The organism is Pseudomonas sp. yb_2 (assembly GCF_043103905.1).
Classification (GTDB): domain Bacteria; phylum Pseudomonadota; class Gammaproteobacteria; order Pseudomonadales; family Pseudomonadaceae; genus Aquipseudomonas; species Aquipseudomonas alloputida.
Genome location: NZ_JBICKH010000065.1, coordinates 54,401 through 69,070 on the forward strand (window position 1 = coordinate 54,401; position 14,670 = coordinate 69,070).

The 14,670-nt window shown below is 60.0% G+C and carries 12 protein-coding genes; all 12 read right to left on the reverse strand.

All coding sequences use genetic code 11. The features are described 5' to 3' along the window. Positions 1-234: 234 nt before the first annotated feature. Complete coding sequence (fleQ, locus tag ACF8FB_RS15845) at positions 235-1,710, reverse strand: transcriptional regulator FleQ (protein WP_010955093.1); 1,476 nt, start codon at positions 1,708-1,710, stop codon at positions 235-237. A 170-nt stretch (positions 1,711-1,880) separates the two neighbouring features. Next, positions 1,881-2,174, reverse strand: coding sequence for a flagellar protein FliT (locus ACF8FB_RS15850; protein WP_100774184.1), 294 nt, complete (start codon positions 2,172-2,174; stop codon positions 1,881-1,883). Between the two features lie 19 nt (positions 2,175-2,193). Then, positions 2,194-2,589: a flagellar export chaperone FliS gene (gene fliS / locus ACF8FB_RS15855; RefSeq protein ID WP_104886521.1), complete on the reverse strand. Its 396-nt coding sequence runs from the start codon at positions 2,587-2,589 to the stop codon at positions 2,194-2,196. 79 nt (positions 2,590-2,668) lie between these two features. Then, positions 2,669-4,024, reverse strand: coding sequence for a flagellar filament capping protein FliD (gene fliD, locus ACF8FB_RS15860; protein WP_392511546.1), 1,356 nt, complete (start codon positions 4,022-4,024; stop codon positions 2,669-2,671). 80 nt (positions 4,025-4,104) lie between these two features. Next, entirely contained in the window at positions 4,105-4,455 is a 351-nt protein-coding gene (locus tag ACF8FB_RS15865) for a flagellar protein FlaG (RefSeq protein WP_104886523.1), read from the reverse strand. A 75-nt stretch (positions 4,456-4,530) separates the two neighbouring features. Next, complete coding sequence (locus ACF8FB_RS15870) at positions 4,531-6,231, reverse strand: flagellin (protein ID WP_392511547.1); 1,701 nt, start codon at positions 6,229-6,231, stop codon at positions 4,531-4,533. A 373-nt stretch (positions 6,232-6,604) separates the two neighbouring features. Further along, a complete protein-coding gene (locus ACF8FB_RS15875; protein ID WP_003254453.1) occupies positions 6,605-7,534 on the reverse strand; it encodes a ketoacyl-ACP synthase III in 930 nt (309 codons plus the stop codon). 489 nt (positions 7,535-8,023) lie between these two features. Then, positions 8,024-9,589 carry a flagellar hook-associated protein 3 gene (locus tag ACF8FB_RS15880; RefSeq protein WP_392511548.1) on the reverse strand — a complete coding sequence of 522 codons (1,566 nt, stop codon included), beginning with the start codon at positions 9,587-9,589 and terminating at the stop codon, positions 8,024-8,026. A gap of 13 nt (positions 9,590-9,602) precedes the next feature. Continuing rightward, the gene (flgK, locus tag ACF8FB_RS15885; RefSeq protein ID WP_392509985.1) at positions 9,603-11,645 is read right to left on the reverse strand and encodes a flagellar hook-associated protein FlgK; all 2,043 of its coding nucleotides are present in this window, start codon (positions 11,643-11,645) and stop codon (positions 9,603-9,605) included. 12 nt (positions 11,646-11,657) lie between these two features. Beyond that, on the reverse strand, positions 11,658-12,812 hold the full coding sequence (flgJ, locus tag ACF8FB_RS15890) for a flagellar assembly peptidoglycan hydrolase FlgJ (protein ID WP_010955099.1): 1,155 nt from the start codon (positions 12,810-12,812) through the stop codon (positions 11,658-11,660). Positions 12,813-12,823: 11 nt separating this feature from the next. Beyond that, positions 12,824-13,933 carry a flagellar basal body P-ring protein FlgI gene (locus ACF8FB_RS15895; RefSeq protein ID WP_004575771.1) on the reverse strand — a complete coding sequence of 370 codons (1,110 nt, stop codon included), beginning with the start codon at positions 13,931-13,933 and terminating at the stop codon, positions 12,824-12,826. 12 nt (positions 13,934-13,945) lie between these two features. Then, the gene (gene flgH, locus ACF8FB_RS15900; protein WP_003254461.1) at positions 13,946-14,641 is read right to left on the reverse strand and encodes a flagellar basal body L-ring protein FlgH; all 696 of its coding nucleotides are present in this window, start codon (positions 14,639-14,641) and stop codon (positions 13,946-13,948) included. Positions 14,642-14,670: the final 29 nt, after the last annotated feature.

Below are 14,670 nucleotides of genomic sequence, written 5' to 3' on the forward strand. Positions count from 1 at the left end.
CCAGTCCATCCTGTACAGGCGCGCGCGACCGCCTTGTTTGTACTGCGCAATATCGAGCCATGCACCAGGCGTTCGCGCGCAAATCCCACAGGCATAATTGGCCCGAAACAAATGTAGGAGCGAGCTTGCTCGCGATGCGCCGCGCGGGCGGCGCTCGATCTCCGCCCAAACAAAAACCTCAAGGCGAACACCCCGCCCAAACGCAACCCCCAAGGCGAACACCCAGCCCAAACATCAATCCTCCGCCTGGTCCTCACCGCCCTGGCGGCTCATGCCGTACTTGCGCATTTTCTCGACCAGGGTTGTACGGCGAATACGCAAACGTTCAGCCGCGCGCGCAACGATACCGTTGGCATCGTCCAGCGCCTGCTGGATCAGGCCCTGCTCCAGGCTACCCAGGTAGTCCTTGAGGTCCAGGCCTTCGGGCGGCAGCATGGCGTGGTTGCTGAAGTTTGGTGTGTGGCCATTGATCGCCACGCGCTCTTCCAGGTCGCTGCGCAGGCTGTCGACCATCTGCTCGTCTTCGTCATCGACATAGCGGAATTTCTTCGGCAGTTCCGACACGCCAATGACCCCGTACGGGTGCATGATCGCCATGCGCTCGACCAGGTTGGCCAGCTCGCGCACGTTGCCCGGCCAGCCGTGACGACACAGCGACATGATCGAGGCGGAATTGAAGCGAATGGAACCGCGCTTCTCGTGCTCCATGCGCGAAATCAGCTCGTTCATCAGCAACGGGATGTCTTCCACCCGCTCACGCAGCGGCGCCATTTCGATAGGGAACACGTTCAGGCGGTAGTACAGGTCTTCGCGGAAGGTGCCGTCCTCGATCATGGTTTCGAGGTTCTTGTGCGTCGCAGCGATGATGCGCACGTCGATGCTCTGGGTCTTGTTGCTGCCCACGCGCTCGAAGGTACGCTCCTGCAGCACACGCAGCAGCTTGACCTGCATCGGCAACGGCATGTCGCCGATTTCATCGAGGAACAGGGTACCGCCGTTGGCCAACTCGAAACGCCCGGCACGGCTGGTGATGGCCCCGGTAAAGGCGCCCTTCTCGTGGCCGAACAGTTCGCTCTCCAGCAGCTCGGCCGGGATCGCGCCACAGTTGACCGGCACGAACGGCGCTTCGCGGCGCTTGGAATGATAGTGCAGGTTACGCGCCACCACTTCCTTGCCGGTGCCCGACTCACCCAGGATCAGCACGCTGGCGTCGGTGTCCGCCACTTGCTGCATCATCTGCCGCACGTGCTGAATGGCACGACTGGTGCCCACCAGGCTGCGGAACAGATTGGGCTCGCGCTGGCGACCGCGCTCGCGCGCCTGGTCGTACATTTCGCGGTAGACCTGGGCACGGTGCAGCGAATCCAGCAGCTGGCTGTAGCTTGGCGGCATTTCCAGGTTGGACAGCACCCGGCGGCGAAGGTCTTCCGGCAGCTCGGCGGAAGAAATTTCACCTAAAAGCAGAACCGGAAGGAACTCATCCCAGGTAGCCACTGTCTTAAGCAACCCAAGCAGATTGCCCGGAGCATTCACGGTGCCGATGAGCACGCACAGCACTTCGCGGCTCGAGGACAATGGCTCGACCGCCTGCTGCCAGTCATGGCTGGCACACGCGAGGTTTTCTTCGCCGAGGAAGTTCAGCACCACCGCAAGGTCGCGGCGGCGCGCGCTGTCGTCATCGATCAGCAGAATCTTGGTTTCACGCCACATGCAATAGCAACTTCCCTAGTCATATCGGCGCCCTGCAGGGGCGTGCTCGACATCATTCCGACTGAATGGTCAGTGTTCGGACGTCTGAAATTCGAAAACAGCCACTAGTAAAGTCAAAAACTTAAAGGCAGTCAAATTTATGGCGCCGAAGCGTTGCTCTCTGCCCAGCTTCAGCTGAACAGATGGTATACCTTTGTGGCGTGTTTCGCTTGGTTGATATTCGACATTTGTGCGACCAAGGATTGACGCTCGTCACTTGCAACGTCGATCAGCTGGCGATAAACCGCCATCAACGCTTCCAGATTGGCCCGGATTGCGGCCTCATCATCCTGATTCTCTTGCAGTAATTCATCCATCAGCGCACGACAGGCCAAGTCCAACTCACCAATGGCCGCCCAGTCGCGCACTTGCAGGGCCTCGCTCAGGGCAAGGCGAGTGTCTTCGATTTGATGCAGCGCGCTCATGGGGGGGCTCCTTAGGGTGTTATTGCTCGGCGGAGGCGATGGCATCCCAGCCGCTTTTGACAGTGATCATCAATTGCGCGACTTCGTCGATAATAGCCGGATCACTGTGCAAGTTGGCCTGCATCAGGCGTGTGGTCATGTAGGCATATAACTCATCCAGGCGATCCAGTTCTTCGGGGTTTTCCGCCTTTTCCCGGTCCAACCCTTCACGCAAGCCACCAATAATGTCGATAGCCTTACCCAGCAAGATACCCTTTTGAGCAACGTCTCCACGACTGATTGCACCCTTTGCCTGAGCCATGCGGTCAAGCCCGCCCTCCATCAGCATTTGCACCAAACGATGAGGGGTTGCCTCGGAAATTTGGGCATGGGAATTGACCTTCTGGTACTGGCGAAGGGCTCTCATCGGGTGCATGGGAAATCCTCAGTGAACTTGGTGCAACAGTGGCAGCATACCTAGGTAATCGGCACTGCCCCGGCTTTCTTTAGGGTGATCAATCGTCGCTATTGGACTTGTTCAGTGCGTTGAGTGTAGCCATCACGCTGTCACTACTGGCTTTGAGCTGGGCAACTAGCGTATCCATAGCATTGTACTTTTTGGTCAAGGTTTCGGTCAGCGATTCGATGCGGCGATCGAGTGCCTCCTGGGAGGACTCGAGCTCCTTAAGCTGCGCAGTCAGGCTGGTCTGCCGCGAGGCAAGGATGCCCCCCGTCTTGGCATAGCCCTCAGTCGCCGAGGTCATACGGGTCAACAAGCCTTCTTTGCCAGTGAACAGGTCACTGATATCGGCGGCATGGGTTTTTACCGCGTCGTTCCATTTAGTCTCATTCAGCTCCAGCAGCCCGGTTTTCTGGACTGTATTTATACCCAGTTGAGACAAGGTCTTCAAACCGCCCTCACCCACCGAACGTGTCAGCTCGCTGCGGATCGAGTTGACCATCGAACGCATCGTGGCATCCCCAGTCAGTGCGGCGCCGGTGGTGCTACTGCCATCAGCGCCCGCCGTTACCTTTGTTACGCTGTTGATAGACGTCATCAGCGCATTGTAGGCAGTGATGAACGACTGCACGGAGGTCTTGAGGGTATCGGTGTTATTGCTGACCGAGAGCGAAACCTTACCCTCTTTGACCAGCTCGATATTCACACCACTTACTGCATCAGTCACCGAGTTGGAGGCTGATTCAAGCTCAAGACCATCGAGCTTGTACTTGGCATTCTGTGGAACGGCAATGGTCTTGGTATCGACTGCCAAGTCAGAGCCACCACCCAATGTCAGTTCGGTACCCGCCCCCATCTTGGTCGAAGAAAACACCAGACGCGAACCACTGGCATCGGTCACGATGTTGGCAGTGACACCCTTGGACTGCAACTGGCTATTGATACTATCCCGCGTCTGCTGCAACGTTGCCCCGTCCGCAATGTTGACGCTATAGGTGGTATCGCCCTGACCGATAGTCAGGGTCTGCGCCTGGCCGCTACTGTTGATCACCGCAGATGCGCCACTGTATACCTTGGTGGAAATCTTAGAAGCGGTAGCCAACTGGGTCACTTCTAACGAGTACGTTCCTGTCGACACACCATCGGCGATGGTGATATTGGCCACCGCCTTGTCAGAAGACGTCGCGCTCAGGCCGTTGAAGCTTGTAGCGGTATTGAGCTTGGCAATCGCGGACCGATAAGTGTCGAGTGCACTTTTGACAGTGCCAATGGCCGACAAGGACGTAGTCGCCTTCTGAGTCTGGGTATTGATCTGCGCCTGCTTAGGTGCTTTTTCGGCAGCCGTGAGGGCCGCGACGATTTCATCGATCTTAAGGCCAGAACCCAGGCCGGTAATGGTTGCACTCGCCATCTTTAACTTTCCTTTTCGGTGACCGTCGAACATTCGACGAAAACGCGTCCGTGCGGCTTTACAACAAAAGCCGTGCCAACTCAGGCCTGGGTGTCGAACAACAGGCTGCCGGCATCCTTGAGGTTTTCCGCCAGTTTCAGCGCCACTTCCGAAGGCAGCTGGCGGATGACTTCGCCACTTTGACGGGCTATGACTTTGACCACCACCAGACCGGAGGCTTCATCGATCGAAAAGTCAAGTTGTCGCTCTGAAGCCTTTACGAAGTCCTGGATCGCATTTACAGCGGTTTCCAGCTCTTTTCGCGCTACAGGCTTAGATTCTTTGGCGACAGGCTCGTCAGCTGCCTGTTCGCTTGCTTGCCGCTTGCTCGTCGACGTGTCGGGCGCAGCGGAGGCGGGATAGGACAGGCCCAGTTTCACGCTCATATCCATTTCTTACACCTCTTTTCTTGGAAAGACGAAAGGGTACGTCGCCGTACCCTTCGTCAAACTACTCAGCTTTTGAAATTAGCCCAGCAGTTTCAGTACCGACGACGGCAGCTGGTTGGCCTGAGACAGGATCGCAGTGGAAGCCTGTTGCAGGGTTTGCTGCTTGGTCAGCTCGGCGGTTTCCGAAGCGAAGTCGGCGTCCTGCACACGGCTGCGGGCCGCAGTGGAGTTTTCCGAGATGCTTTGCAGGTTAGAAACGGTGCTGTTGAAACGGTTTTGCACCGCACCCAGCTGGGCGCGCTGGCTGTCTACCTGCTGAATGGCCGAGTCCAGTGCCTGTACAGCCTGCTGCGACGAGTCAGCAGTCAGGATGCTCAGGTCGGACATGGTGGTATTCTGAGCGGCTGCTGTGGTGGAGCCCGCAGTCAGACCCAGCATGGTCAGGCCGGTACCGGCGCTGCCTTCAGAGATCTTGATGTCCTTGTCAGAGAACAGGGAGATCTTGTCGGCACCGGCTGTGGTCACTTTGGAAGCAGTGACACCGGTGCTGGCGCTGTTGATCGACGAAATGATTTCGTCCATGGTGGAGCCTTGGTTGAACTTGACTTCAACGCCGTTGATGTTCAATGAGGTGTTGGCGGTCAGCTTAGTTTCGGTGGTGCCGCCCGACAGACCCAGAGCTGCGAGGGTACCTGGACCGTCAGTACCTGCCCCATCGGCCAGAGTGATAGCCTTGCCAGTAGCTTTACCAGTTCCATCAACCGAGTCCAGCTGCAGACGACCATCACTGGTCAGGCTGGCAGAAACACCGGTGTTTGCGGTTTGTGCGTTGATTTTCGAAACAACGCTCGTAGCGCCACCGAGCGGATCCTGAGCAGCCAAGGCAATCGATACACCGTTGATGCTGATTTCAGCATCGTTATTCAGCTTGGCATTTTTCGCTGCGGTAACTTCGGTACCCGAGATACCAGCAATCACGCCTGCCGCCGAAGCAGAAGCAGTGAATGCCTTCTTCGAAGTCAGTTGCAAATCGCCATTGGAGTCTTTGACTGCAGTTACGCCGGTATCCGAAGTCTTGGCATTGATTGCTGCAACAGCACCGTCGATATCAGTGCCGTTGGCCAGCGCGATATCAGTACCATTCAGAGTCAGCGTCTGATCAGCGGTAGTAGTGGTGTATGCACCACCAACTTGGTAGTTCAGCGAACCAGTAACCGAAGCCTTCATCTGGGTAGCGACACCAGCAACGTTGGCCTCGCTGTAGGTACCTTTCAGACCGGTAGCGCTCAGGTTGCTCATGCCGAACGAGATGGTTTCGTTAGCGTTGGCGCCAACCTGGAACGAAGTGCTGCCGAACGAGCCGTCCAGGAGGTTACGGCCACCAAAGGTGGTGGTGCTGGCGATACGGTTCAGTTCGCCGGTCAGGGCAGTGAATTCTTGCTGCAGGGAAGCACGGTCGTCATCGCTGTTCGAGCCGTTGGCGGATTGCAGGGCCAGTTCGCGCATACGCTGCAAGATGTTGGTGGATTCCTGCATCGCGCCTTCAGCGGTCTGGGCGATGGAGATACCGTCGTTGGCGTTTTTCACGCCGACGGCCAGGCCTTTGACCTGGCTGGTCAGACGGTTGGCGATCTGCAGGCCAGCGGCGTCGTCTTTGGCGCTGTTGATTTTCAGGCCAGAGGACAGGCGGGACATGGAGGTGCCCAGCGCGTCGGAAGCACGGTTCAGGTTCTTCTGAACGCCCAAGGAGGTGATGTTAGTGTTAACGGTCAAAGCCATGACGAATTCCTCGTTGTATGGATACTGCGGCTTCCGGCCCTGGCGACAGCCGGGTGTGGCCTAGAGAACCTTCGTAATGGTTATCGTCGGGTGTGCGGGTTGCTTGAGGGTTTTTTCAAAAAAAAAATACTGGCATGGGGCCAGCCCTGAGAAATCAAGGGGTTAAGGGCGGTTTATTGGCGTCAAAAACTGTTCAGAATGGGCTGAATGCCTCATCCCGTCTGTAGACCGGCGAAGCCGGTGCCATAGACCGAGTTGCCTTCTTCGCGGGTGAACCCGCTCCTACAATGGACTGCGTCAGGCATACATTTATTTTCGGCAGAAAAAAAGCGCCGGGCGGTGGCCGCCGGGCGCTTTTAGGGGCTGACTGGGATCAGTCGCGGTACAGGATGGCCGAGCCCCACGACAGGCCCACGCCAAAGCCACTGATCGCCACGCGCTTCCAGCTGCCATCGAGCATGTGCTTCTGCAGCAGCAGCGGAACACTGGAGGACACCGTATTGCCGGTTTCCAGCATGTCCTTGACGAACTTCTCCGGGTGTTGCTCTTCAAAGCGTCGCGCCACGGCGTCGACAATCGCCGCACTGCCCTGGTGGATGCAGAAGGCGTCGATATCCGACGACTTCAGGCCGCTGGCATCCAGCAGCTCGTGCAGGTGCGCTGGCACCTTGATCAGGGCGAAGTTGAATACCTGGCGGCCGTTCATGAAGAACTTGCCGTCGCTGACTTTCAGGTGCTCAGCCCCGGAACCGTCAGTGCCGAAACGCGCCTGGCCCAGGTTCCATACCGCGTTTTCACCCATCCAGGTGGCCGTGGCGGCGTCGCCGAACAGCATGGTGGTGTTACGGTCTTCCGGGTCGACGATCTTCGAATACGGGTCGGCGGTGATCAGCAGGCCATTCTTCAGGCCTGCCGCTTCCATGAAGCCTTTGATCGCATACAGGCCATACACATAGCCGGAGCAGCCCAGTGACACGTCGAACGCCGCCACGCGGGTAGACAGGCCAAGTTTGCTCTGGACGATGGCTGCGGTGTGCGGCAGGCCTTCTTCGTCGCCGTTCTGGGTGACCACGATCAACGCATCGATCGATTGCGGATCAAGGTCGGGGTTGCTGGCGAACAGTGCCTGGGCGGCCTCTACGCACAAGTCGGAGGTTTCTTGCTCTTCGGCCTTGCGCGGCAAGAACGACGCACCGATCTTGCCGAACATGAACTCTTCGTCCTTGCCGAACTTCGCACCCTGAACGTAGTTGTCCAGGCCAGCGGTGGGCACGTAACTCGCAATGCTTTTGATGCCAATCATTCTGGCTTCCCAATGAAAACAGCCAAAGACCACCACTCGATGAATTGAGGGCGCCAAATACCGGAGCGACCACCGCCAGGGGTTGTAGCCAGGGCTCGCCTGCGCACCGGTAACAAAATGCTGCAACAGCTGCTGCATAGAATACAGGGAAGATGAGCGTTTTGACTCATTGGTCACATTGAAATGCTACGAAAGCCGTGGCGAGGGTGTGGGGACTGGGGAATTTGCGGAATGACCGGGCGGGCACTGGACCCCGAATGATCAGCTTCGCAGCAGATATCGATGGGGCCGCTTCGCGACGCAAGGCCGCTCCCACGAATACGCAACCTTCAGGAGAAAGGACGACCTGGACTGCCCCCAAGAAGCTGGACACCAATCCAACCCTTGGGAGCAGTCCAAATACGCCGCCCTCAGGAGAGAGGAGGACCTGTGGGAGCGGCCTTGTGTCGCGATAGGGCTGCGCAGCAGCCCCAGGATCAGGCAGGCAGATTAGATCTTGTCGAACAGGCTTAGCTGAGAAATGCGCGCAAACGCCGACTGCGAAGCCTCAAGCATGGCCTGCTGCAGGGTCAGCTGAATGGTGGCCGAGGCCATGTCAGTATCGCCAATGGCACTTTGTGTGCTTTGGTTGGCCAGCCCCAGGCTTTCGTTTTCCTGCGCCTGAATATCCAGCGAGTTGCCCCGCGCACCGATCGAACCACGGGTAATGTCGATACGATCCCGGGCACTGGCCAGGTTGGAAATCGCCGAGTCGGTGGCGGTTTTCAGTGCAGCCTGCGCCTCGGGTGTGTCCAGTGGCTTTTCCAGAGCGCTGCGTAGCTGGCCCAGGGTATCCAGTACGTTCTGCGTGCGATGGGTATTGGCATTGACCGAGAACTGGTCGCCTTGCTTCGGCGCGCTGTCGAACTGGTAGGTAACGCCTGCCACCGTCACTGCGTTGCCCGCCCCTACTGTACCCGAGCCAATCGGCTTGCTTTCGGCACTGTACGGCTGCGCATACAACGAATACTCGGTGTCGCTGGTGAAGCGGATCACCGCGCCGTTGCTTGGGAAGGTGCTACGGTAAGCTTCCGGGTCGGTGACGCTGGTGCCGGTCACCTGCGCCGTCGACGGGTTACCCGCGCTACGCGTCGCCGTAAGGGTATCGGGCTTGGCTTCGAGGGTGAACACATGGCCGGCAACGACGGCGTCAGCATCGTCACCTTCCGCCAGGTTCAGGTTGATCTCGAAGTCGACACCGCGCAGCGAGATCATCTTGCCGCCTTCGGTATTGACGTCGAACTTGCCCTTGCCGGCGGTTTCATTGGTGATGTCATTGCCGGCGGCATCCCTCACGCTGTACTCGGTGGCACTGGTGAAGGTGACAGAATACGGCTGACCAGCGGCAAACTGATTGCCGTAGGTGGTGGCCGAGGTCAACAGGCCGCCAGACAGTAATACCTTACCGTCATCCGGCGACGGTGCTACCAGGCTCGACTGGGTGCGGCTGTTGTTGGTGGCCTGGTCGAAAATGCTGTAGCCGGTGTCGTTGGTCGCCAGGCGCAAGGTGTCGGACACCTGCAGGCTCAGCTGGGTCTGGTCGCCCTGGTAGCTGTAGGTGCCGTCGGCGTTGCGCACATAGGGCGGGGTCGACGACTTGGAGCCGCCAAACATGTAGTCGCCGTTGGCATCGCGCGAGTTCAGCAGACCGAACACGTTGGCTTCGATTTCCTTGATCTCGCTGGCGATCGAGGTACGGTCGGCATCGCTCAGGCCCCCGTTACCCGCCTGGATCGCCAGCTCGCTGGCACGCTGCAGGGCATCGTTGATGGTCGATAGCACGCTCTCTTCCTGCAGCAGGGCGTTCTTGACCGTGGTCATGTTTCCGCTGTACTGCTCCAACAAGGCGCTCTGTTGCTGCAGCACCAGCAAGCGCGCAGCGCCGACCGGGTCGTCACCGGCCGACTGGATGCGCGATTTGGAGGTGACCTGTTCGGTAATCTTGGCCAAGTTGGAGTAGTTCTGGGAGTAGCTAGTGGCGCTGGTCTCATAGAACTGAGCAGTTGAAATACGCACGGTCCGCTACTCCTTACAGGGCGTTGATCAGGGTGGAGAAGGTTTCTTGCGCCGCCTTGATGATCTGCGACGACGCTGTGTAGTAGTGCTGGAACTTCACCAGGCTGGCCGCTTCGTCATCGAGGTTGACGCCCGACACCGCGCTGCGGCTCTCGGTCGCAGACTTGAGCACTGCCTGGGTCGCCGTGGTGTCAATGGTGGCCTGGCTGGCCTTGGCCCCTACCCGCTCGACCAGCGAGGCGTAGGCCGAGGTGAAGCTGGTACCGGTGCCGGAATTGGTGCCCACGGTCGACTTGGTCTGCAGGTCCAGCAGCGCGTTGGCATTGCGGTTGTCCGCCTTGCCGTCGGCATTGAACGACAGGGTAAAGCTGTCATTGGCCGCAGGGCTGCCACCGATTGTGGTCTCGACGGCAAAGGTACGCGGGTTACCGCTACCATCCAGAATCGGGTCGCCGGCCGCATCCAGCATCGGCACGGCGATGGACAACTTGTTGTCCTGCCCAGGCACCACGCTGCCGGTACCAATCTGGGTACCCTTGGCGTCGAACAGCTTGTAGCCCTGGGAGCCACCGCTGGCAGCGTCGAACACCACGCGCACCGGCATCGAATCGCGAATCGACTGCTGGATCAGCGCGGTATCGGCACCGCCATAGATATCCAGCGATTCGCCCAGCGTAGGTTGGGTGATGGTGCCGGTACCGCTGTTGCCACTGCCTGCCGCAGCACTGATCGGCCCGGCGAAGGCCAGCTTGTTGGCATCGGTCAAGGTCGTGGTAATGCTCCCGGCAGCTGCACGGGTGGGGATGACCTTGAAGCTGTCGCCGGCCGCCAGGCCGCCGCCTTTCAACGCCAGGCTGAATCCATCGATCACCGGTGCCGGGTCGGTATTCAGGTCGAAGCTGCCCATGTCGGTGCCGTCCGAGCGACGCACACTGTACTGGTTGGCGCTGGTGAACTTCACCTCGTAGTCGTAGGTGGTCAACGCACCGCTGTTGGCGATGGTGACATCCAGATTGCCGGAGCCTGCACTGTTGTTCGACGAGGCCAGGCTGCGCTGGGCAATGGCGGTGGCGCTGTTGATGCTGGAGAACAGCGAGCTGCCGAACTGGCCGTTGGCATCCAGGCCCTGCCCCAGCTGGCTATTGATGCTGTCGGCGACGACCAGGGCAACGCGACCAAGCTCGTTCATCGACGGCGTCAGCACGTCCTGGCGATAACGCAACAGGCCGCCAATGGCGCCACCGGACACCACCGAGGTCACGTCTGAGCTGAACGAGTCATAGTTGATGCGCAGGGCAACCTGGCTCTTGTCGGCCACACCCGGCTCCACCGACAAGGTGTTGGCCTTGGTTCCGGTGACCAGCGATTGGCCACTGCCCAGGTACACGTCGTAGTTGCCATCACGCTCCTGCACCGTCACCCCTACCAGCTCGTTGAGCTGGCGCACGGCTTCGCTGCGCGCATCCAGCAGGCTGTTGGGGCTGTTGCCGGAGGCGCTGGCCGCGGTGATCTGCTTGTTGTACTCGGCAATGTTGGCGGTGAGCTTGTTCACCTGGCCGGCCATGGTGTCGAGCTGGGAGTTGATCGTGGCGTTCTGCTGGGTCAGCTGGGTGCTCACCGCGTTAAAACGGTTGCTCAGGGTTTGCGCCTGGGTCAGCAGCAACTGACGCGAGGCAACGTCACCCGGTTTCGCCGCTGCAGTCTGCAGCGCCGAGAAGAAGGCGGTAAGGACCGAGCTGATGCCGGTGTCACGGTCGGCCAGCAGTTTGTCGACGCTGGTGATCTGATCCTGGAACGTCACCGAGTCTGCCTGCAACGAGGTGGCCGTCTGCAACTGGTTGTCCAGGTAGGAGCTGTAGATGCGACGCACATCCGCCAGCGTGGTGCCGGTACCCAGGAACCCTGCGCCTATGTTGTGCGAAGGCCCCGCCGCCTGAACCGTCTGCTGGCGCGAGTAGCCACTGGTCGCGGCGTTGGCGATGTTGTTACTGGTTACCGACAAGGCCGCCTGGCTGGCACTCAGGCCACTCAGGCCGATGGAAATCAGGCTCGACATGATTTAGTCCTTTTATAAGTTCGTGGTTCTGCCAGCCATGGCGTATTGCGGGGTTGACTGCATTTGCTGGGCGATGCTGATGATTTTCTTCGCATAGCCCGGGTCGGTCGCATAACCTGCTTTTTGCAGCTCTCTTGCAAACTGCTCAGGGTTATCGGCCGCATCCAGCGCACCTTGATAGCGAGCATTGCTCTGCAGCAAGGTAACGAGATCGTGGAAGCTGTCCTGGTAGGAGTCGTAGCTGCGGAACGCCGCGGTTTCCTTGACGAACTGGCCATCGCGGAATTCGCTGGTGATCGCCCGCGCCTGCTCGCCTTGCCAGTTGCCGGTGGCTTTGATGCCGAACAGGTTGTGGCTGCTGCTGCCGTCGCTGTTGCGCATCACCGACTTGCCCCAACCGGTTTCCAGCGCGGCCTGGGCCACCAGGTAGCGTGGGTCGACACCAATGCGCCGGGCGGCCTGCTCGGCCATTGGCAGCATGGTGGCGACGAAGGCGTCGCTGTCGGTGAAAGCCTTGTTCGGCGCCAGCGGTGGCTGGGCCACGGCACGGCCGACAATGCGCAGGCCGTTGTCCGGCACGGCGAAGGCCTTGGCTACTGCCTGACCGTCACGGGCAGGCACGGCGGCGTTATTGGCAGTTTCCGCCGACGGCACGATACCGGCCAACAGGCGGTCGGTGAGTTTGCTTGGCAGGGCCAGGCGCCGCGCGTTGAGTGCAGCAACGTCGTTGCGCGTAGCGGACGAGGCCATGGCATGCGCTGGCTCCGCCACCTTGTTGCCCCACAATGCCGGGCCACCGCTATCGACGCGCGGGAACGGGCTGGTATTGATCGACGCACTGCGGCCCTTGGTCAGCTGGCGCACCAGCACGTCCTGCAAGCCGATGCCGCCACCTTCGCGGGACATGCTCACGGCCAACTGCTGGTCGTACATGTCGCGGTACTGCTTGACCGTTTCGGTGTTCATCGGGTTGTCGTCGGCCAGCACGTCACTGGCCTTGCGCGAGGCCTTGAGCATTTCGCTGATGAACAGCGACTCGAATTCCTGGGCCACCTTGCGCACATTGGCTTCGCTGTCGCGATCGCCGTGCTTGAGGGCACTCAGACGGTTGAGGTCGGTGTAGGCGCCGCTGTCGGCACTACCGGATACCTGGCTTTTGATATTCATCCGCGCCGTCCTCAGATCACGATCAGGTCGGCCTGCAAGGCGCCGGCCTGTTTCAAGGCTTCGAGGATCGCCATCAGGTCGCCGGGCGCTGCGCCCACCTGGTTCACCGCGCGGACGATTTCATCCAGCGTGGTGCCTGGGCCGAACTTGAACATCGGCTTGGCTTCCTGCTCGGCATTGACCCGCGAGCGTGGCACCACGGCAGTCTGGCCATTGGAGAAGGCCCCCGGCTGGCTGACGATCGGGTCTTCGGTGATGGTCACGGTCAGGCTGCCGTGGGTAACCGCCGCCGGCGACACCTTGACGTTCTGGCCGATGACGATAGTGCCGGTACGCGAGTTGATGATGACCTTGGCCACCGCCTGGCCCGGGTCGATTTCGAGGTTTTCGAGGATCGACAGATAATCCACGCGCTGGCTTGGGTCCATCGGCGCGCTGACCCTTACCGAACCACCATCAACGGCCTGGGCCACGCCAGGGCCGAGCAGGTCGTTGACCTTGTCCACGATGCGCTTGGCGGTCGTGAAGTCGGGGCGATTGAGGTTCAGGGTCAGGGTATTGCCCTGGTTGAAGCCGCTCGGTACCGCACGCTCGACACTGGCACCACCCGGGATACGGCCAGCCGACGGCACGTTGACAGTGATCTTCGAGCCGTCACGGCCCTCGGCGTCAAAGCCACCCACGACCAGGTTGCCCTGGGCAATGGCGTAAACGTTGCCGTCGATACCCTTGAGCGGGGTCATCAACAGGCTGCCGCCGCGCAGGCTCTTCGAGTTACCGATCGACGACACGGTGATGTCCACCACCTGGCCCGGCTTGGCGAACGGTGGCAGGTCGGCATGCACCGACACTGCGGCAACGTTCTTCAGCTGCACGTTGCCGGAACCGGCCGGCACCTTGATGCCGAATTGCGACAGCATGTTGTTGAAGGTTTGCAGGGTGAACGGCGTCTGGGTGGTCTGGTCACCCGTGCCATTGAGGCCTACCACCAGGCCGTAACCAATCAACTGGTTGGAACGTACGCCAGAGATGCTGGCAATGTCCTTCAGGCGCTCGGCCTGGGCAGCGAAGGCGCAGGACAAAAGCAGGGTTGTGGCAATCAGCTGCCTCACGTTGAACATGGTCATCCGTACTCAGAAAGGCCAAAGCGGGCTGATGAAGAAGCGGTCCAGCCACCCGGGCTGGCTGGCATCGGCGAACGAACCGGTACCGGAGTAGGTGATGCGCGCGTCGGCCACACGGGTGGACGGCACGGTGTTGTCGGTGGCGATATCGTCAGCGCGAACCATGCCGGCAATGCGCACCAGCTCTTCGCCGGTGTTCAGGGTCAGCCACTTCTCGCCGCGCACGGCGATGATGCCGTTGGGCAGTACCTCGGCCACGGTGACGGTGATCGAACCGGTCAGCGTGTTGCCCTGGGTGGCCTTGCTGTCGCCCTTGGTCGCGCGATCGCCGCTATAACCGGCCTCCAGCGAAAGGTCACCGCCACCGAACGGATTATTGGTGTTGGGCGTGCTACCAAACAGCGAAGTCAGGCCGATGTCGGTCTTGCTGGTCTTGGCGATCTGCGAGCCCGCGTTCTTGCTGGCGGACGTGCGCTCATTGAGCGTGATGGTGATGATGTCACCCACCCGGAACGCCTTGCGGTCGCTGTACAGGTTCTGCTCGAAACCGGCCTGGTAGATCGAACCGTTGTTGGCCGCTGCCGGCAACGGGGTGCGCGGCAACACCGGCGCATAGTACGGGTCGTTGGGCTTGGGCGTCGGTGCGACGCAACCTGCCAGCAACACCGCCCCCCCCAGGGCGAAAACGGACAACAGACGATTCATGACACTTACCTCACGGGCGCAGCTGAGTG

What these genes read in the sequence shown, in the direction of transcription:
- fliS (WP_104886521.1), bottom strand. Translation starts at nt 2,589, where the DNA reads ATGCACCCGATGAGAGCCCTTCGCCAGTACCAGAAGGTCAATTCCCAT.
- flgH (WP_003254461.1), bottom strand. Translation starts at nt 14,641, where the DNA reads ATGAATCGTCTGTTGTCCGTTTTCGCCCTGGGGGGGGCGGTGTTGCTG.
- ACF8FB_RS15870 (WP_392511547.1), bottom strand. Translation starts at nt 6,231, where the DNA reads ATGGCTTTGACCGTTAACACTAACATCACCTCCTTGGGCGTTCAGAAG.
- fleQ (WP_010955093.1), bottom strand. Translation starts at nt 1,710, where the DNA reads ATGTGGCGTGAAACCAAGATTCTGCTGATCGATGACGACAGCGCGCGC.
- ACF8FB_RS15895 (WP_004575771.1), bottom strand. Translation starts at nt 13,933, where the DNA reads ATGTTCAACGTGAGGCAGCTGATTGCCACAACCCTGCTTTTGTCCTGC.
- ACF8FB_RS15875 (WP_003254453.1), bottom strand. Translation starts at nt 7,534, where the DNA reads ATGATTGGCATCAAAAGCATTGCGAGTTACGTGCCCACCGCTGGCCTG.
- flgJ (WP_010955099.1), bottom strand. Translation starts at nt 12,812, where the DNA reads ATGAATATCAAAAGCCAGGTATCCGGTAGTGCCGACAGCGGCGCCTAC.
- ACF8FB_RS15850 (WP_100774184.1), bottom strand. Translation starts at nt 2,174, where the DNA reads ATGAGCGCGCTGCATCAAATCGAAGACACTCGCCTTGCCCTGAGCGAG.
- flgK (WP_392509985.1), bottom strand. Translation starts at nt 11,645, where the DNA reads ATGTCGAGCCTGATTTCCATCGGCCTGAGTGGCCTGAGTGCCAGCCAG.
- ACF8FB_RS15865 (WP_104886523.1), bottom strand. Translation starts at nt 4,455, where the DNA reads ATGGATATGAGCGTGAAACTGGGCCTGTCCTATCCCGCCTCCGCTGCG.
- fliD (WP_392511546.1), bottom strand. Translation starts at nt 4,024, where the DNA reads ATGGCGAGTGCAACCATTACCGGCCTGGGTTCTGGCCTTAAGATCGAT.